This window comes from Flavobacterium frigoritolerans, assembly GCF_025847275.1.
Taxonomy (GTDB): Bacteria; Bacteroidota; Bacteroidia; order Flavobacteriales; family Flavobacteriaceae; genus Flavobacterium; species Flavobacterium frigoritolerans.
Window position 1 is genome coordinate 16,449 of record NZ_JAOZEV010000023.1, and the last position, 19,812, is coordinate 36,260.

Annotated in this window: 13 protein-coding genes; 6 read left to right on the forward strand and 7 right to left on the reverse strand. The window is 32.1% G+C overall.

Annotation, left to right across the window (positions count from 1 at the left end):
- Positions 1-108: 108 nt before the first annotated feature.
- Positions 109-1,059 carry a phosphoribosylaminoimidazolesuccinocarboxamide synthase gene (locus OIU80_RS19260; RefSeq protein WP_264288600.1) on the forward strand — a complete coding sequence of 317 codons (951 nt, stop codon included), beginning with the start codon at positions 109-111 and terminating at the stop codon, positions 1,057-1,059.
- A 65-nt stretch (positions 1,060-1,124) separates the two neighbouring features.
- Here OIU80_RS19260 and OIU80_RS19265 read toward each other — a convergent pair whose 3' ends face one another.
- On the reverse strand, positions 1,125-1,670 hold the full coding sequence (locus OIU80_RS19265) for an SRPBCC family protein (protein WP_264288601.1): 546 nt from the start codon (positions 1,668-1,670) through the stop codon (positions 1,125-1,127).
- Between the two features lie 25 nt (positions 1,671-1,695).
- The gene (locus tag OIU80_RS19270) at positions 1,696-2,157 is read right to left on the reverse strand and encodes a DUF1801 domain-containing protein (protein WP_264288602.1); all 462 of its coding nucleotides are present in this window, start codon (positions 2,155-2,157) and stop codon (positions 1,696-1,698) included.
- A gap of 230 nt (positions 2,158-2,387) precedes the next feature.
- On the opposite strand from OIU80_RS19270, the gene OIU80_RS19275 reads away from it, so the two are divergent.
- From OIU80_RS19275 to OIU80_RS19285, 3 genes are all read left to right on the forward strand, one after another.
- On the forward strand, positions 2,388-2,786 hold the full coding sequence (locus OIU80_RS19275) for an ankyrin repeat domain-containing protein (RefSeq protein WP_264288603.1): 399 nt from the start codon (positions 2,388-2,390) through the stop codon (positions 2,784-2,786).
- Positions 2,787-3,105: 319 nt separating this feature from the next.
- Positions 3,106-3,477: an ankyrin repeat domain-containing protein gene (locus OIU80_RS19280; protein WP_264288604.1), complete on the forward strand. Its 372-nt coding sequence runs from the start codon at positions 3,106-3,108 to the stop codon at positions 3,475-3,477.
- A 338-nt stretch (positions 3,478-3,815) separates the two neighbouring features.
- Positions 3,816-4,199: an ankyrin repeat domain-containing protein gene (locus OIU80_RS19285; RefSeq protein ID WP_264288605.1), complete on the forward strand. Its 384-nt coding sequence runs from the start codon at positions 3,816-3,818 to the stop codon at positions 4,197-4,199.
- Positions 4,200-4,284: 85 nt separating this feature from the next.
- Here the strand turns inward: OIU80_RS19285 and OIU80_RS19290 are convergent, their stop codons facing one another.
- From OIU80_RS19290 to OIU80_RS19310, 5 genes are all read right to left on the reverse strand, one after another.
- On the reverse strand, positions 4,285-5,373 hold the full coding sequence (locus OIU80_RS19290; protein ID WP_264288606.1) for a M42 family metallopeptidase: 1,089 nt from the start codon (positions 5,371-5,373) through the stop codon (positions 4,285-4,287).
- 295 nt (positions 5,374-5,668) lie between these two features.
- Positions 5,669-6,685 carry an FAD:protein FMN transferase gene (locus tag OIU80_RS19295; protein ID WP_264288607.1) on the reverse strand — a complete coding sequence of 339 codons (1,017 nt, stop codon included), beginning with the start codon at positions 6,683-6,685 and terminating at the stop codon, positions 5,669-5,671.
- Between the two features lie 24 nt (positions 6,686-6,709).
- Complete coding sequence (locus tag OIU80_RS19300; RefSeq protein ID WP_264288608.1) at positions 6,710-8,899, reverse strand: PepSY domain-containing protein; 2,190 nt, start codon at positions 8,897-8,899, stop codon at positions 6,710-6,712.
- Between the two features lie 9 nt (positions 8,900-8,908).
- The gene (locus OIU80_RS19305; RefSeq protein WP_264288609.1) at positions 8,909-9,394 is read right to left on the reverse strand and encodes a DUF2271 domain-containing protein; all 486 of its coding nucleotides are present in this window, start codon (positions 9,392-9,394) and stop codon (positions 8,909-8,911) included.
- A gap of 50 nt (positions 9,395-9,444) precedes the next feature.
- Positions 9,445-10,941 carry an ankyrin repeat domain-containing protein gene (locus OIU80_RS19310; RefSeq protein ID WP_264288610.1) on the reverse strand — a complete coding sequence of 499 codons (1,497 nt, stop codon included), beginning with the start codon at positions 10,939-10,941 and terminating at the stop codon, positions 9,445-9,447.
- Positions 10,942-11,541: 600 nt separating this feature from the next.
- On the opposite strand from OIU80_RS19310, the gene OIU80_RS19315 reads away from it, so the two are divergent.
- Positions 11,542-12,225 carry a DUF4294 domain-containing protein gene (locus OIU80_RS19315; protein WP_264288611.1) on the forward strand — a complete coding sequence of 228 codons (684 nt, stop codon included), beginning with the start codon at positions 11,542-11,544 and terminating at the stop codon, positions 12,223-12,225.
- A gap of 304 nt (positions 12,226-12,529) precedes the next feature.
- Positions 12,530-19,432: a S8 family serine peptidase gene (locus OIU80_RS19320; RefSeq protein WP_264288612.1), complete on the forward strand. Its 6,903-nt coding sequence runs from the start codon at positions 12,530-12,532 to the stop codon at positions 19,430-19,432.
- The last annotated feature ends 380 nt before the right edge of the window (positions 19,433-19,812 follow it).

A 19,812-nucleotide genomic window follows, 5' to 3' on the forward strand; every position in this document is an offset into this window, starting at 1 on the left:
ACTACGACTGAATACTGCGACTGAAAACTGAATACTTTCTTGTTTGCTCTTTTAATTAGTTTTAAATTTGCATTCGTAAAACACGAAACAACACAACACAACAAAATAATGAGCAATACAATTACAACTACTAATTTTAATTTTCCTAATCAGAAATCGGTTTATCGCGGAAAAGTTAGAGAGGTTTATAATATCAACGATGAACTTTTGGTTATGGTTGCTACCGATAGACTTTCGGCTTTTGATGTAGTTTTACCAAAAGGGATTCCTTACAAAGGACAAATTTTAAATCAGATTGCAACTAAATTCATGGAACTTACTCAAGATATTGTTCCGAATTGGTTAATTGCAACACCAGATCCAAACGTTGCGGTAGGTCATTTATGTGATCCATTTAAGGTAGAAATGGTAATTAGAGGATATGTTTCTGGACATGCTGCTCGTGAATATGCAGCTGGAAAAAGAGAAATATGCGGTGTAGCTATGCCAGAAGGTTTAAAGGAAAACGATAAATTCCCAACACCTATCATTACTCCAACTACAAAGGCAGATAATGGTGAGCATGATGCAGATATTTCGCGTGAAGCGATCCTTTCAAGAGGAATAGTTTCTGAAGAGGATTATTTAGTTTTAGAAAAATATACCAGAGCATTATTTCAAAGAGGAACTGAAATTGCTGCTAGTCGCGGTTTAATTTTGGTAGATACTAAATATGAGTTTGGAAAAACGAAAGATGGAGTAATTGTTTTAATTGATGAAATTCATACACCAGATTCTTCTCGTTATTTTTATGCAGAAGGATATCAGGAGAGACAAGATAAAAACGAAGAGCAAAAACAATTATCAAAAGAATTTGTACGTCGTTGGTTAATCGAAAATGGATTTCAAGGACAAGAAGGTCAACAAATTCCAGATATGAATGATGCTTATATTGAATCTGTATCGGAGCGTTATATCGAATTATATGAAAATATTCTAGGAGAAAAATTTGTTAAAGCTGATATCGATAATATTGACCAGCGTATCGAAAAGAATGTAATCGCTTATTTGAGTAAATAGCATTTATACCAAAAGAGTTAAAAAAATAACCCCACAATTTAAATTGTGGGGTTATTTCTTTTATATTATTGTTGACCTTCTTGAATAACTTTTAAATTTTGAAGTCCAGTTTCAAGTTGCTCCCCAAGCATTTGATCTATATTCATAAACGCAAGCATTAAATTCATAGGATAAGGAGACCGACCATCAAATCCCCATTTTACTTTAGTTTGTGTTGGAGTAATTTCTTCGGTTGTCATATAAGCCGTATCAGTAGATTGCATAGGAGCCTCAAAACGCAATTCATATTCCAATCGTTCACCAGGTACAATTTTTTTTATTTCTTGTTCTCCTTTGCCAACGTTTTTGTCATTGCTATCCCAGCCAGCGATTGCACCAACTGTCCCATCAGTACCAGAAAACGTTTTTCTCATTGCAGGGTCTAATCTGGACCATACGCTAAAATTGTGTTGGTTTTTTAAATACTTTATATAGTTAAAAACGCTGTCTTTTGGTTTGTTGATAGTAACTTCTCTTTCTACATGATATTCATTTGGTAAAAATAAAGCTACTATTAATCCTAACATTACGATACTTAAAATCCCGAGAATAATTTTTTTAATAACATTCATAGTTTTATAATTAAGTGGTTTATAATTATTTTGATTTTTTAAACTGTGTTTCATAACAATTAATCCATTCGGCAACAGACATTTTTTGTACAAGCGCTGCTATTAGATCATAAGGAATATCATCCATCTTTTTAAAACGAATGCAACTTTTTCCCATATCCAGTTTTTGTTTGCTGTGTTTAGGATATTCAGTAACAAACCATTCTAGTAATTCTGGTTTTGCATAAATTCCCATATGGTATAATGCTATAAAGTTTTTTTGCGATGCTATATTTATAAATGGCAAAGGTAGTTTAGGATTGCAATGATAGCCTTCAGGATAAATAGAATGAGGTACAAGATAACCCAACATTCCGTAGCTTAATTCTTCTGTGAATCCTTTGGGAATGTTATTAAGTATTGTTTCACGAAGTTTAAGAAAAGAACGTTTTCTTTCTTCAGGAATTGATGATAAATATTCTTCGATTGTTTTGGCTGATGATTGCATTTTAAGTTTTTATTGTAAAGTTAAATAAAATTTAGTGTGTGAATTTTAATTGGTTATAAATATAAAGAGCTGTTTTTTGATTTTTTATTACAAATCGTGCAACTTTTTATTTTTTTGTGCGTCTTATGTATTATGTGGAAGACTTTTTGGATTTATTAAAATTTAGTTTTTAATTTTTTCAAGAAGATAGTCCAATTAAAATCATCAAAAAATCAATCAAATCAATCACCATGAAAAAATCAATCGTTTTTTTAGGAGTAGCTTTTATGGCTTTAACTCATGTTGTCCAAGCTTCAAGTAGAAGTACAAGTTTTAAATTATTAAATACCGAAAAACATATCGTGCAGGGATATGATCGAAGTCCTCTTAATGTTGCAATTAGCAGAGGGGATATTGAAACAGTAAAGAAATTTATAGAATATGGCGCGAATGTCAATAAAGTGCTAAATGGGATGTCTCCGTTGATGGCTGCTGCTCGTTATAATCAAGTTGAAATTATGAAATTTCTTGTATCAAAAGGCGCTGAACTAGAGGCTGAAAATGAGAAAGGATACACTGCATTGAAGTATGCAGAAGTATCAAAAGCAAAAGAAGCTATTGCTTTTTTAAAAACTATTCTAAAAAAATAATTATTGTTTAAATTTTATAAAAAAGGCCCAAACCTAAATTTGTGGTCTTTTTTTGTTTGCAAGTATCGTGAATTATCTAAAAGTATCGTTGGCATTGAGATGAAAAAATAGGTATGATATAATTATGTAACTTTTAGTTTGTTTGTGAGACCAATAATAAACAATTAGTTTTTAAGGTAATATGAACAAATTTGAGTTTTAATAAATTATTTTTTAAAACAAGATACCTTGTTATGCATACTATTGATTTAATTTATATATTTGTGTCAGAATTTTAATAATTCAAAATCATCAATCATAATCAATCAAATTACTTATCATGAAAAAAACAATCATTTATTTAGGACTAGCTTTAGTCGTTTTTACCAATGTTGCTCAAGCTTCAGAATACAAATCATTTAACAATGATACATACATCAGTTATGATGTAAACCCTTTGAATGTTGCAATTTGTAAAGGGGATTTAGAAACAGTTAAAAAACTTATTGAAAACGGGGCAAATGTAAATAAGTTTTCAGGTGGTTTAACTCCATTGATGACTGCCGCGCGCTATAATAAAGTTGAAATTATTCAGCTTTTAATTTCAAAAGGAGCTAATCCTTATACTACTGCCGATAATGGTTATACTGCTTTGAAATTTGCTGAAGTATCTAAAGCTGTTGATGCAGTAGCAATTTTAAAAAAATATTAATTATTATATGCGTTATAAAAACAAGTCCTAAATTTCAATTGAGATTTGGGACTTGCTTTATTTAGGGAAGTTTCAAGTCAACTACTTTTGTTATTTTAAGTTTTTGATATTCAATGTTTTATTTTTTTTATAAATAGTGTAACATTTTATTTGTTTAAGCGTCTTTATAGTAAAGCAGTTCTTTTTAAAACAATAATTTAAAATTGAAGCTTAAATTTTAAGCGAATGTTAATTAATAGTTAAAACAAAGTACCTTGTAATACATAATACCAATTTTAAATATATATTTGTATAAGAATTAATAAAAATTCAAAATCATCAATCAAAAAACTATCATCATGAAAAAATCAATCATTTATTTAGGAGTAGCTTTAGTAGCTTTTGTTAATGTTTCTTTAGCTTCAAATTCAGTTCAAAATTCATTTAGTAATGGCAAAGTTGTTGTTTCCACTTTTAATACAAGTGCGTTAAATACAGCTATTAGAAAAGGAGATATCGAAACAGTTAAAAAGTTTATCGAATATGGAGAAGATGTTAATAAAATGTCAAATGAATTGACTCCATTAATGACAGCAGCTCGATATAATCAAGCTGAGATTATAAAAGTTTTGTTATCAAACGGAGCAGATATTGATGCAAAGAATGAAAAAGGTTTTACTGCATTAAGATATGCTGAGTTATCAAATGCTAAAGATGCCGTTGCACTTTTAAAAAGAAATTAATAAATTAAATAAGGTTATTTATTAGTAAAACCCGCAAATCTAAATTTAGGTTTGCGGGTTTTTTGATTAAAAGTTATTCTAAATTTTATTTGAAATAAGAAAAAGTTTCTTCATTTTCAATTTTTAGTAATGATTGGTAAATCAATTTAATTACATTCTCAACATCATCACGGTGAACCATTTCTACTGTAGTATGCATATATCGCAACGGAAGAGAGATTAATGCCGAAGCAACACCGCCATTACTGTATGCAAAAGCATCCGTATCTGTACCAGTAACACGAGAAGATGCTAAACGCTGAAACGGAATTTTATTAGCTTCAGCTGCATCAATAATTAGTTCACGTAAATTATTTTGTACAGCAGGAGCATAAGTAATAACAGGTCCTAAACCTATTTTTGTGTCCCCTTCAATTTTCTTTTCGATCATTGGAGTTGTCGAATCGTGACAAACATCTGTAACAATAGCTACATTAGGTTTGATGGTTTTGGTAATCATTTCGGCACCACGTAAACCTACTTCTTCTTGAACAGAATTTGTGATATACAATCCAAATGGCAGTTTTACTTTATTTTCGTGTAGCAAACGAGCTACTTCGGCAATCATAAAGCCACCCATTCTGTTGTCGATAGCGCGGCAAACAAATTTATTTTCGTTTAAAATCATGAATTCATCAGGATACGTGATAACACAACCTACATGAACTCCCATTTTTTCGACTTGTTCTTTGGTTTCACAACCTAAATCAATAAAAATATTGCTAATTTTTGGAGTTTCTTCCTTATCGCGCAATCTTGTATGAATCGCTGGCCATCCAAAAACACCTTTAACAATTCCTTTTTTAGTATGGATATTAACTCTTTTTGATGGTGCAATCTGGTGATCAGATCCACCATTTCTTATTACATATATTAACCCATCATCTGTAATATAGTTTACATACCATGAAATTTCATCAGCATGTCCTTCGATAACTACTTTATATGGTGCATCTGGGTTTATAACTCCTACAGCTGTTCCGTATGTATCTGTAATAAAAGTATCAACATATGGTTTTAAATAATCCATCCATATTTTTTGACCTTCACTTTCGTGACCAGTAGGTGAAGCATTATTAAGATAGCTTTCTAAAAAAGTAATTGAAGCATCATTTAAGATTGATTTTGTACTCATAAAAATATTTTTTTGCTAATTTATAAATTTGTATTTTATATACTTTACCAACGTCTTTAAAAAGATTATGTAAGTGGGTAATCTATTTTTTAGGTTAGTAATTTAGGTAAAAGAGAATAATTCCTCGTGCATTTGCAGTACCTGTACTATAAAATATGTAGTAACAAAAGTAAACTTAATTTTCGCGAAAGACAAACAAGAAGAATCTGGTTTTTGTTAACTTTAAAGAATAGGCAAAGCTGCTCGGCAAGTATCGGCCAAGATTAAAATCACAAGAAGTTTTCTGTGGATTATTTTAGTGAAATTTAGCTTTGAATTTTTTAAGACGGAAGTTTTCTGATTTTATAACTTTTCCTTTATCAGTAATCATCAAACAGCTATAATCAGGGAATTTTTTAAGTAAGAGCAAACCTTCTGTTTTTCCGAGTACCATTATAGAAGTACTTAAACCATTTGCGATTTCGGCATCAGAACCAAAAATAGTTACACTGCATAAGCCAGTTGCAGGATATCCGGTTGCAGGATTTATGATGTGAGAATAGCGCTTACCATTAAAAACAACAAATTTCTCGTAGCTTCCAGAAGTTGTTACAGCTTCTTGTTCTAAAGGCACAGTAGCTAAGAGTTTGTCAGGATTAAATGGATTTGTGATGCCAATTTTCCAAGGAGTTCCATTAGGTTGTTTTCCCCAAGTACTCATATCTCCTGAGCCATTTATGATTCCGGCTTTAATACCTTTTGCAAGCATCATATCGCGGCATTTGTCAGCAGCATAACCTTCTCCAAGTGCGCCAAATCCTATTTTCATTCCTTTTAGTTTTAGGAATATAGTAGATTGTACAGAGTCTAAAATGATGTTTTTATAACCCACTTTTTCCACTGATTTTTTTATGTTTTCTGGCGAAGGCATTTCGGTCATTGATCCGTCAAATTTCCAGATTCTATCCATTGCCGCAAAACTGATATCAAATCCGCCATTTGTTATTTCTGATAACCGGATTGCTCTTTGTGTCAATTCAAAAACTTCTCGATCTACTTTTACAGGTCGAATTCCAGAATTTTGATTTATTTCAGAAACTTGTGTGTCTGATTTCCAATCCGATATTAGGTTTTCAATTCTTGTAATTTCGGCAATAACGGCATCAATATTTTGTTCAGCTGCCAATGAATCGTTTGCAACAATGGTAATGTCAAAACGGCTTCCCATGAGGAGCGTTGTTCTTTTTCGTAAAACTTGTGCATTGCCGTAAAAGCTGCAGGTTAATACAAAAAGAAAAAAGAGTTGCTGTATAAAGGTTTTATTAATTTGCATGCTATAGAGTCTTTTTAAATGTGGCTAATAACAATCTGTCAATAGTTGTCCATTATTTTTAAAGTCTAATATGCTTTTGGTTTGTTTGGAAAGGCATAATACATCAAGAGCTGTCTCTACATCTTTTTGCATAGCCAATGAACCGCAAATCATAATAGTACCGCCTTGTAACAATAATTCAACAAAAAAGTCAGCATCACGGTTTATAAGATCCATTACATAAATATGTTCTGCTTCACGTGATAATGCTAAATGAAAACTTTGTAGTTGTTGCTTTTGAATCATGGTAGCAGCAAACTTTTTATATTCAGAAACTGTTTCTGTTTCCATTCTGAAACCACAATACAAATGAGTTTCTGTTTTTATCTTGTTTTGTTCAATCATTCCAAGGAAAGGAGCAATACCAGTTCCGTTAGAAATAAAAGCTACTTTTGATGATTTTTTAGGAAAGTGAAAAGCTTGATTCTTAAGAATTCGTGCTTTGATGCTATCGCCAGGTTTAAGATTATTTAAATAACTAGAACCCAAACCGTGTGAATGTAGTTTTACAACTAATTGCACATTGCCAGAATGATTTCCGATAGAGTAGAGGCGTTCTCTATTGTCATTTGCTGGATAAACGGCTAATAAATCACCCGAAACAAATTTGGCTCTGCTTCCTGCTTGTAAAGTAAGTATAAAAGTGTGTTCTGAATCAGAAACAGGAGTTTTGTCTAATACTATTAATTTCTGTAAGCCTTTCGGAACTTCATTATATAAGGAAGGTGTTGGGGATAACGGAATTCCAGTTTTAGTACTCCATAATCTAACCCAATTTACAAATTCTTCTGCTGATTTATCATTTACAGTCTGAATTTCTAATAAACGATTAGCCCAGTTTTGTTTTTCTAATAATGAATCAATTTCAAAAGCAAAACCGCAATAGCTTGGATAGATTTTTGACCCAAATCCTACAACAGAAAAATGAACTTTGTGTTCTTGATTGTGTTTTTTTAGAATGGATGTAAACTTGTTTCCATTAGAAGGAGCATCTCCTAATCCGTGTGTTGATGTGAAAATAATGATATGTTCTGCTTTCGGAAAAGTTTTAAAATTATTCAATTCGGTCAAGAAAACTTTCTCACCGTTTGCGATTAATTGTTTGTGAATTGCATTGGCAAATCGTAAAGAGCTTCCGTTTTCTGAACCAGCCAATAAGATAAATTTGCTTTCCTCAGCTTTGCATTTATTTTTGATTCGGCTTGATCTTCTTTTTAAGGTCATCGCAAAACCAGAATAAATGAAAAACAGTATATTTAGACAAGCAATACCAAGAATTATTGCCCAAATAGCATTGGTTTTTCCGGTATGAAGGTTAAGGCTTAAAAGAGCAACTTGTGTTCTCATTGGAGAAAGTTTCTCCGTTACTACAGCTCCAGTTACCTGATTAACTTCAATTTCTCGGTCATTCAATTGAACAATATAATATTCTTCAGGATCATCAGAGAAAGGAAATTCTATTTTCTTAACATCAGATAAAAGAGTTTGTTTGAATATTGAAGTCTTATCGTTTTTTTGTTCTGTAATCGTAATTGATTTTTCCTGCTCCTTTTTTTCTTTATCCATGAAAAAGTTAAACCTCTCCAATGTTAAATAAGTTCCTGTGAGCGCAATAATCAAAATCGGAATTAAACTCAATCTTCCTAAGACAATGTGATAATATTGAGAAAAATAATCTTTGGTTACTTTTGAAAAGAATTTACGGAGCCCAAGTTGTCTTTTAACAACAAGAACAAAACCTGAAATTGAGATTAGAAAAAGTAAAAAAGAGATAAATCCAACAAAAAAGCGCCCCGTTTCTTTTAAAAATAAAGAACGATGAAAAGCGGTAATCCATTGAATGAATTCTGTCTTTTTTAGAGGCGTACCTAACTCTTTGGCAGTTAAAGGATCAATGTAAGCATTGACATCATTACCGTCTTGATCAATAGCCTGCAGCATTACAAATTGATTGTGATCTACACTTAACTCTGTAATTTCAGGATATACCTTTTTTAAAATAGGTAAAGTCTGTTCTAAAGTTATTGTATCAAAATTTGCTGCTCGGTACGGAAATGTTTTTTCTTGTACAGCATCAACAGCTAAAATTACACCTGTAACAGAAGCAGTTAATAAAAATAAAGAAGAAAACAAAGCCAAGACCAAGTGTGAGTAACGCCAAAAAGAAAGAATCATTATATGCTATTATATTTTATTTAATCTTACGTAACGAATATATCCTTTACCTTCGGTCTTAGCTGCTAATCCTTCAGTTGTAAGAGGAATTTCTAAGTCATTTACATAATATTTTTGATCTTCAACAGCACTTTCAAATCTTAATTTGTATCCAGAATTGATTTTAGAATCTTCAATTTCTATTGTAGTAATACTTCTATCTCCACCCGTTACAGACGCACCAGTTTTTGCACTAATATTATCAGATGTTTTTTTAGAATGAAATTTATTCCATTCTTTTAGTGTGTTGTACCATTTTTTATCATCTCCCATTACATAAAGAGTTTTTTCATATTCTCCTTTAGCATTGATAAGAGAAACAACTATATAAGCACCTTCTCCCATATAGTTTGACATCTGAAGCATGCATTTGTATTTTGAAGCCTGTGCAGAAGCTTGTAAAGATATTAGACAGATAAGTGCTCCAGTAAGAGCTATTTTAAATATTGATTTCATAATGTAATTACCTTTGTATTATTGTATTGTAGTAATGCGAATGTTTATTGTTATTTTAAAAATTCAAGTGAAACGTTATTTTTTGCTAATGTTTCATTTTCCTTTGCTAATGCGTAGGCACTTTCGTCAAATTCAGTTTGAATATCTTTTTTCGCACCAATTGATAAAAGATATTTTAAGATAGAATCATCCTTAGAAACCATTGCAGCTTTATGTAGAGCAGTTAAGCCATCTTTATTTTTTGCATTTACATCAATGTTTAAAGATGTTAATTTTTTTATCAATCCTAAATCATTTTTAGACATTGCGATGTGATATAAGGTACTTCCGTCTAGCTGTGGCGTGGCTAAGTTTAATCCTTTATCCTGAAGTAATTTTATTTTAGTTTCAAAAGGATCTTTTGCTGGAGCAGCTTCACGACCATTTTGTGGACGATAAGATTGTACCAAATAATAACCTAAATTGTTTCCTTCTTTATCTTTAACAGTAATGTCAGCTCCTTTAGTTAAAAGAATCTCAACAGCTTCGGGAGTTCCTGATTTTACTGCAAATGTTAAAGCAGATTCTCCTTTTAGATTTTGAGCATTTAAATTTTTTACTTTCGGAAGTAATTCTTCTAAAACAGCAGTATCTTTAGCCGAAGCAGCAATCATTAATGGAGTATTTCCTTCTTTATCCGCTTTGTTTGCATCTACACCCTTAGCTAGAAAATATTTGACGATTTCAGTTTGATTAGGTTTACCTACTAAAAAGTGAAGAACATTTTCTCCAGATTTAGTTTCAGCAGTTGGTTTTAGTTTAAGTTCATCAACTAAATATTTATAAGCTTCAATAGGAGATGATTCTCTACGAGCACCTTGCGCTGCAATTAGAAGTGCATTATCATTAAATTTAACTCCTTTTTCTAAAAGCTTCTTTAAAAGTGTAACATTTCCTGATCTGGCAGCATAATTAAACGCTGTGTTTCCTTCGTTATCCGTATCTTTTAAAGACATTCCTTTAGTCGCAAAATAAGTTGAAAGGCTTAAATCTTTATCATTAGGAATACCTATTAATAATAAATTCGCACCATCTCTGTATTTTTTCTTTGGGTCAATTCCTGCTTTAAAAAAAGCGTCGTATAAAGCTGCATTTGATTGTCCGCTACTAGCAGCAAAAGCAATTGGGGTTGTACCTTTACTATCTTCAAGATTGATATCAGAACCTTTTGCAATAAGATATTCTACAAGTTCAACATTTCCTCTGTAGGCTGCCCAATGTAGATAAATACGGCTGTCATGAGTCATCTTATTTATTGGATTTCCTGGCTGTTCTAAAAGAAATTTTATAGTTGCTGTTGGAGCATCATTATTAATAGCTAAAACAACTGGATCAAAAGCATTTTGATTAGGCTGTGATGGGTTGCTTCCTTTCTCTATTTCGGCTTTAACAGCAGTTACATCTGGTGAAGTCTTCCAAAATGATTGCTCAAGTAATGTGTTTTTTTGCTGGGCACTAACAAATAAAGTAGCGACTAATGCTAAAGAAATAAAAAGATTCTTCTTCATGTTTAGGTATTTATTGTTTATTGAATTTTTGACAAGATTTGTTTTTTATTTATATGCGGAATAATCAACCTATTTAGAATAAATAAGAATAAAGCAAATGTAAATATTAATATCTTTAAATCAAGGCTAAATTCGCCAAAAAATAAAAATATTTGACTCTTGAGATTTTTACGATATTAAAAAGACTCCATAGTTTCTATTGTGTTCTTAATAAGTAGTATATTAATTTAAAACAGATGTTAATCGAGTGCTGTCGGCTACATTTTAAGTTTTTATTAAAATAATCTATAAAAGTTCTATAATGGATTTTAACATCAAAATTGGAGTAAAGTGTAGAGCAGTAGGTTAATTTGTAATTATAGAAAACCTGTTAATACCACTTCATAAACAAACCTTTTTTAGATTCTTGTTTAGCTGCCATTACTACTATTTAATTTGGAATGTAGGTCCTCAAATAGGTGAAAATAAAAGGATGTAATACATTTTAAAAGTGTTTAAGATGTTGATAATTAGTTAAATAAAATATTTCACTTCTAAATTATAAATTTGGTATTACAATTGTATATAAATGTATAATTTTACATTCAAATTAATAACTCAATGAAGTTTATAACCTATTTATTTTGCTTTCTTCTAGCGTCTTTTGTTGGTCATGCTCAAATCGATAAAAATAATCCGCAACAAATGGGATATGTTTTGACCGAAAAGGATTCTATATTAAATGATACAATCCAATTGCCAGAGATTATTATTTCAAAAGAAAAGCTTGATCCAGAAACTCAAAAACAATTTTTAATTCTTCAGAATAGAGTTTATAAAACATATCCATTTGCCCGACTAGCTTCTGAAAGATTGGTTGCTCTTAATAAAGGGATGGCTCGTTTATCTTCAAATAGAGAAAAAAAGAAATATTTTAAAATTGTAGAAGACTATCTTAATAATGAATTTGAAGGAAAACTAAAGAAGTTGTCTCGCAAACAGGGACAAATATTAGTGAAGCTCATTCATCGACAAACTGGAACTACTACATTTGAGTTAGTAAAAACTTTAAAAAGTGGTTGGAAAGCATTTTGGGCAAACACAACTGCTAATGTTTTTGATATAAGTTTAAAGACAGAATATGCTCCTTATGAAGTTAATGAGGATTATTTAATCGAAACAATTTTAACTCGTGCTTTCGAATCTGGCAGATTACAATATCAAGCACCCGCACATCCAGTTGATTATAATGATCTTAGTGAGCGATGGCAAGAAAAAGCAAAAGAATTGAAGGCTGTAAAATAGCTCAAAGATTTAATTAAAAATTACAGAAAGACCAATCAAATATGTTTTGATTGGTCTTTTTTTATTAAATCACTTTTTCAAACCAAATTTTGCTTGTTTTTATTTTAATATGCCAAATTGTATTTTTCTTGATTCTGTTATATATGAGATTATTTTTTTTGTTATTTTTTTTCTAGTATTTAGTGGGTTTTGTGTTTTTATTTAACATGCTCACTTTGTTATTGTTTGTTTTTTATGATTTTATTTGTAGGTTTACTCTTTGATGGGTGTTTTTAACTGATTATTAATCAAATACTTTTATGAAATGAATAAAAAAATACTTAGCCTAATTGCGATGTTTCTAACTATTTCAGTGTTTGCACAGGGCATTCCTGAAAATGATTTTTTTATTTCTATAAATGGAAATAAAATAGAGACAACTGCTAATTTTAAGCAGCAGATTAAAGAACTTAAAAAAAGTACAAGTAAAAAACAAAGCCCTCAAACGGAGTACACTTTGTTACAATTTAAAAAAATCCCATCTAAGGATGAGCAGCAAAAATTGAAAAGACAAGGAGTAACTTTACTCAGTTATTTGTCAAATAATGCATATTATGTTGCAATCGAGTCTGATTTTTATAGTATAGGGAATGTTTCTGATAACATAAGAACCATAATCGCAATTGATCCAAAATATAAATTAGATCAAATGATTGTAGATGAAGTTATTCCGGATTATGCTTTACAAGGGAATAATGTAAAAGTAGTAGTAAGCTATTTTAAAGGAGTCGATAGCGAGTTGATTTCGCAAGATTTAGCAAGTTCATTTGTAAAAAGCATCAAAAATGATCCTTTTTTTAATCAAATCTATTTAGAAGTTTCTAAAGAAAAATTAGAAGAAATAGCCAAATTTAATTGGGTTCAAAATATCGAATTAGTTCCTCCTCCTGTTGAAAGTGATAATCTTCCCGGTTTAACTTCACATAAAGCAAATGTTTTAGGATCTACCATAGCGGGTCTAGGATATGGATTAACAGGAAAAGGTGTTAAAGTAGGAGTTTGGGATGGAAATCTTGAGCCACACAAAGATCATACAGGTAGAGTAGTAGCAAAAGAATATGAATCGAATTCGTCTCATGGAGAGCACGTTTCGGGAACTATCGGTGGAGCAGGATTGTTGGATCCAAGAGCAAAAGGTATGGCACCAGAAGTTAAAATGTATGGTTGGAATTTTAATACCCAGTCTAATGGATTGTCAGTTCAACAAGAAAGAGTAAAATCTGTTCTGGAAGATGATATAGATCTGACATCAAATTCTTATGGACTTAACCTTACTGCGGGTTTTAATACGAATAGATACAATGTAGGAGATCGTGGTGATGATGACGTTACTGTAACTTATCCGTATCTTTTAAATATATATTCTAATGGAAATGCTCAAACAGCATATGCAGGTGGATTTAATACTTCAACGAAGAATTCAAAAAATGCTTTGCACGTTGCGGCCAATAATCCCAATGATTTAATTAGTAGTTATAGTAGTTTCGGTCCTACTATTGATGGTCGATTAGTGCCCCAAATTTCAGCAGTTGGTAGCAATGTATATTCGTTGGATTATAGCAATTCCTATCAGTTTATGAGTGGGACTTCAATGGCGACACCAGGAACTACAGGTACAGTAGCTTTGCTTTATGAAAGATATAAAAATATTTATGGAACAAAACCTTTAGCTTCTCTTATGAAAGCGTTGGTTGCTAATACCGCAAAAGATGTTGGTAATCCTGGCCCAGATTATAAATATGGATTTGGTAACCTTAATGGATTAAGAGCTGTAAAAGTATTAGATAAAAAAATGTTTTATACAGCATCAGTTGCTAATGGAGAAACCTATGAAAAAGAAATTGTAGTTCCGGCAGGATTAGTTACTTTAAAAGTGATGTTAGCTTATTCAGATATTGGTGCTACACCAGGTTCAAGTTCTATTCAGGTTAATGATTTAGATGTTAAAATTGTAAAAGATGGAGTGTCTACTTTACCATGGACTTTAAACCCAACAGCGCCTAACGAAAATGCAAAAAGAGGAGTTGACAATTTAAATAATATTGAACAAGTGACTTTGGATAACCCTGCTGCAGGAACTTATAAAATTATTGTTACAGGTACAAAGATTCCTCTTAATAGTCAGGAATTTTCAGTAGTGTATGATTATGTAGCTCCAGAGTTGATTCTTACTTATCCAATAGGGGGCGAAAAATTCAATACAGATTCAACAGAATATATTCGTTGGGACTATGAGGGAGAAGCAAAAGCATTTACTCTTGAATATTCAATAGACGGAGGGGTGAATTATACAGTAATAGCGAAAGATATTCCATCAGCGGCTAGAAATTTTGCATGGAGCGTACCGTCAGGAATAGTTGCTAATTCTAAAATAAGAATAATTGCGGGTAGTAAAGTAGATACTTCTAAAGAAGTTTTTAATATTATAACCGAACCTAAAAATTTAGTTATTGCACCAGCAGCATGTGGTGTTTCTTCTTATAAAATGGATTGGGATCCTATCGTAGGAGCAAAATACGAGGTTTTAAAAATGAATGGTTTCAAGTTTGATGTTATAGCTACAGTAACAGATCCTACATATACATTTGCAAATGTTGCGGTAGGCGAGGACAACTGGTTTTCGGTTCGTGCTATAGATATTGCATCAGGAATTGTTTCCGAAAGAGTTCGAGCGGTAAATGTAGAGCCAGTTTCTCAATCGGTTTTGAACGCTTTAAGCTTGCCATTCACTGAAGAATTTACTAACAGAAAGGCAACAAATTATGTTTTTTCTAAAGGAAAAACAGGAGAAGTGAAATATGAGTATGTAAATGCTCAGTTTTTAGATGGAGTAAAAATGGCTGGATCAGCAGGAACAGCTTTGGCTCCTTGGGTAACAAGCCTAAAAAGCAATGTCGCATTTACAAATAATCCAGACTACATAAAAAAAGTAACTTTTTGTGATATTGATGCAACTAGTCTGGCAGGAAAACCATTAAGATTGAAGTTCTTTTTAGAATGGAGTAATGTTTCTATTGTTGGGACCGAGAAGAACTTATTTAGAGTTTTGATAAATGGAGTTCCAGTAATGAGCCATGAAAATCAAGATGTTTACGGAGAAACCGCTTCGTACAGTGATAAAGAATTGACTTATGACTTATCAGCTTACGCAGGAACTACATTTAGTGTAGCTTTTGAAACAGTAAGTGATAATGATTTTGTAGCAACAAATAGCGGAGATGTGTATGGTGCTACTTATATAGATAATGTAGAAATTTTTGAAGCAACAGCAACCGATTTAGCGTTGAGTTCGTTTACATCTAACACAGGACTTACAGCTGCTGAAACAGTGCAAGTTAAAGTGTTTAATAATTCTCCAGTAGCAATTAGTAATATTCCAGTTTCTTATAAAATTAATAATGGAGCAGCAGTTGTAGAGACAATTCCAGGTCCAGTTAGTCCATTGAGTGAGGTGACTTATGATTTTGCTCAAAAAGCAGATTTTTCAGCAGCAGGAGTATATACTGTAATAGCTAGTGTAAATTATCCAGGCGATGCAGTTCCAGATAATAATGTAATAACAAAAAATGTTAATAATACAGGGGCTGACATAGCAATGGGAGCAGCTGCTAGTATAACTACCTGTTCAGCGGTATTTACAGATAGTGGAACGCGTTACGGAAATTATGCAGATAACCTCGTTCAAACAATGACTTTTAAGCCAGCTATAGTGGGTAATAGTATTAAAGTAGACTTTAGTGCTTTTGATGTTGAACCAGACTATGATTATTTGTACGTTTATAATGGAGCAACAAGTGCAGCTACATTAATAGGAGCATTTACAGGATATACTTTACCATCATCATTAACATCTACGGCAGCTGGAGGGGAATTAACGTTTAGGTTTACTTCAGATGGAGGAGTAACTGAAGCAGGATGGGTTGCAAATATTACTTGTGTAACTAAACCAATAGTAAATGATGCGAGTATAGTCTCCATAGTTACGCCTGAAGTTCTAGGTAAAAAGTCAAGTACACATACCATAGCCATTAGAGTTAGTAATTTAGGATCTGTTGCTCTAGTAAACCATCCAGTATTTTATCAGGTAAATAATGGAACAAAAGTTACCGAAATAATTCCTGCTATTGCGCCATATTCAACTGTAAGCTTCACATTTACTGCAAAAGCAGATTTGTCTACTGTTGATGCTACATATATAATAAAAAGTGGTGTTGATATCGCAGATGATAATAGTGCTAATGACGTAATTGAAAAAACTGTATATAATAAAAATGAATTACCTGTTCATGTTAATACAGATGGACATGCAATTTCTAAATTAAAATGGAATGACATTGTTAATGCTTCAGGAACTACAGCATATTCAGATTTTAAGAATATAAAAATTCCAGTATATGCAGGCTTTACTTATCAGCCAGAAGTAACAATAACAAAAACAGGAAATCCTATAACGCGAGATCAAACATCTAGTGTAGGAGTGTTTACTATGATGGTAATAGATTTAAATGGAGACGGTAATTTAACAGATGAGTTCTATGCAGGTAATTTTTGGGTAAATACGACGACTGCATCAACATCGCCAGCGATTCCGTCAACAACTAGTACGCATTATTTTAGAAACAATTTTACTTTGGTTGGAGGATTAACTATTCCGGCAGCTACAATAGCTGGCGAAAAACTAATGCGTGTTATACATATGTATCGTTCGCCTAGCGAATATTATAATGTAAATCTTGGTCCAACAATTGATGGGCTCACAAGTTCAAGATCAGATTTTGAAGTAGAAGAATATACAATAAACGTATTGCCTTTTACAGTTGCAGATGCTAGTGTAGAAAGAGTTGTTGCTCCAACTAAACCAGGTAGAGCACCAGTTTCAGTTACAGCTTTACTTCGAAATTACTCGACTACGCCAATTTCAAACTTCCCAGTAGCATACAAAATTAATGGAGCAAATGAAGTAGTTCAAAATTTCACTGCCACAATTGCTGCAGGAGGAACTGCTAATTTTACATTTACAACAAAAGCTAATTTAGGAGTTCCTGCAGATTATACGATCGATGTATATACAAAATTAGCAGGGGACACAGATACTACAAATGATTCTAAATCAATAGTACTTTCGTATACCGCAAATTTAGCTACAAATGTTACAGGAACTTTTGATGGAGTAAATGATTTTATAAAAACAGATATTACCCCAGCATTGAATCTTACTAATAACTATACATTCGAGACTTGGGTTAATCAAAAGCAACCATCAGTTTTTGGAAGACTTTTAGAGAAAGGGACCGTCTTGGCTTTCATACATAACAATAGTAGCTTATCTATTTATAAAGAAAATAGTTTGGTGATTTCTATAACCACGGCAATGGGTTCTTATGTTATTAACACAGGAGTAAATACTATTAAACAAAACAAATGGCATCATATTGCCTATACAGTAAGTGCTGCTAATGTTTATACGGTTTATATAGATGGAGTTTCGGTTCCTTTTACAAGCACAGGTACAGCAGGTGCAGCTAGTTCAAATGCAACTGCTGCGGCTTACATAGGTAATAATGCAGGCTTGGCCCGTGGTCTAAACGGAAATATAGACGAAATACGTATTTGGGCAGGAGTTCGTAATCAGGCGACAATCAATGCAAATGTTACGACAAAATATGTAGGCAACGAACCAGGGCTATTGGCATATTATTCATTTTCTGAAGGAAATAAGCAATATGTTTTTGATAGTACTATGAGTGATAATACAGCAGTAGTTACAAATGCAGATACAGATGGACTAGGAGAAGGTAAATTCTGGAATGTTCCGGTTTTATTGCAAAACATTGAGTTTGTAAATCAACTTTCATCATCTTATGATGCAGCGACTAAAACATATTCTGTATTATTAAACGATGGAGGAGATGTGACTACTGGAATCATCAATTACAATTTAGGGATGAGAAGTATTGCGAAAATAAATGACATCACACAAATTAACGGTGTTACTCCAAATGATTACACAAACCCAGTTACATTAAAAGTAGAAGGAGTAGGTTTTAATACAGGTATTTCTGAAACCTATATTATAAAAGTAGATGTTGATTTGAACAAAGAAAGTAAGTTGATCTCTTATGATTTTAAAACAGCCTCAAATTCAGGATTAACTCAAGATATCAATACAGATATATTAGGTAATAATGTGACTAAAACAGTTCCCTACGGAATTAATGTATCAAATTTAATTGCTGATTTTACTGTTTCATCGGGAGCAGAATTACATATAGATGGAGTAAAACAATTAAACTCAAAAGTTGTATTGTCGGATTATACAAAAAGTTTTCTAGTTACAGTAATTTCAGAGGATAAGCTTTCTCAAACAAATTATACTGTAACATTAAACGCGAATAACTCCGAAGCAAGTCTTATAGCGTACTCGGTAGTGAATCAGGTAGGGACGAGTGTAATCGATCCAGTTTTAAAAACTGTAAAAGTCTTTGTTGGCAACAATGCTAATTTAAGCACATTGACTCCAAGTTTTCAAACATCCGATTTTGCAACATTGCGTATAGGGACATATATACAAAATAGTGGAGTTACAACATTAAACTATATTTTACCTGTAGTTTATAATGTAATGGCACAAAATGGTACAATCGAAAATTGGACAGTAACAATAGAAAGAAGCAAACCAATAATTACGCTTATAGGTAATGCAGTGGTTTCTTTAGATAAAGGATGTCCATATATCGAAGCGGGTTATACTGCCAAAGACAATCTAGATACAGATATCACTGCAGGAGTTTTAGTCTCAGGGACAGTTGATGTAAATACGCCGGGTCAATATATTTTGACATATACAGTAAAAGATGCCTTGCAAAATGAATCTATTGCTACACGTATAGTAAACGTATCGGCAACAGTTTGTACGTTGGGAGTAAATACAAATGAAATCGATGGATTTGTGATTTATCCAAATCCAGTAAAAGATGGAAAGGTATATGTAGAAACTAGATCTAGCAGCACGAAGAATATCAGAATATCAGATATGGCTGGAAAAATTGTTTTCACGGCTCAAACTGAAAATAAAGAACTAAACATTCATAAACTGCCAACAGGGGTTTATGTTATAAAGGTAGAGCAAGACGGTAAGACATCAACTCAAAAACTTATTGTCGAATAAATAGATTATAAAATTAAGTTATTCATAAGCGGCTACTATATAATAGTAGCCGCTTTTTTTATGTCCTTATATATAGGAGTAATATTCGACTATATTATAAAAGAGGAGTTTTTCTAGGAGCTATTCCTGCTATTCGCTTCAATCTTGTCCTTTTTAAAGGAAAAAGGGCAAGGATTTCCGCTACTATCAGGGCTAGGGAGTTTGAAATCTGTTCCATGAGCTAAATCTGCGAGAAACAAAAAGTGCGAAATCCAGAGAAAACAAGGGTAGAGGATGTTGCGCTACAGAAATTACCTATAAAATACAAAAGCAAACAAGTTGTAAATACACTGTTATCAATCTATTAAGAAAAGAATAAAAAATAAACACAAAAATGCATG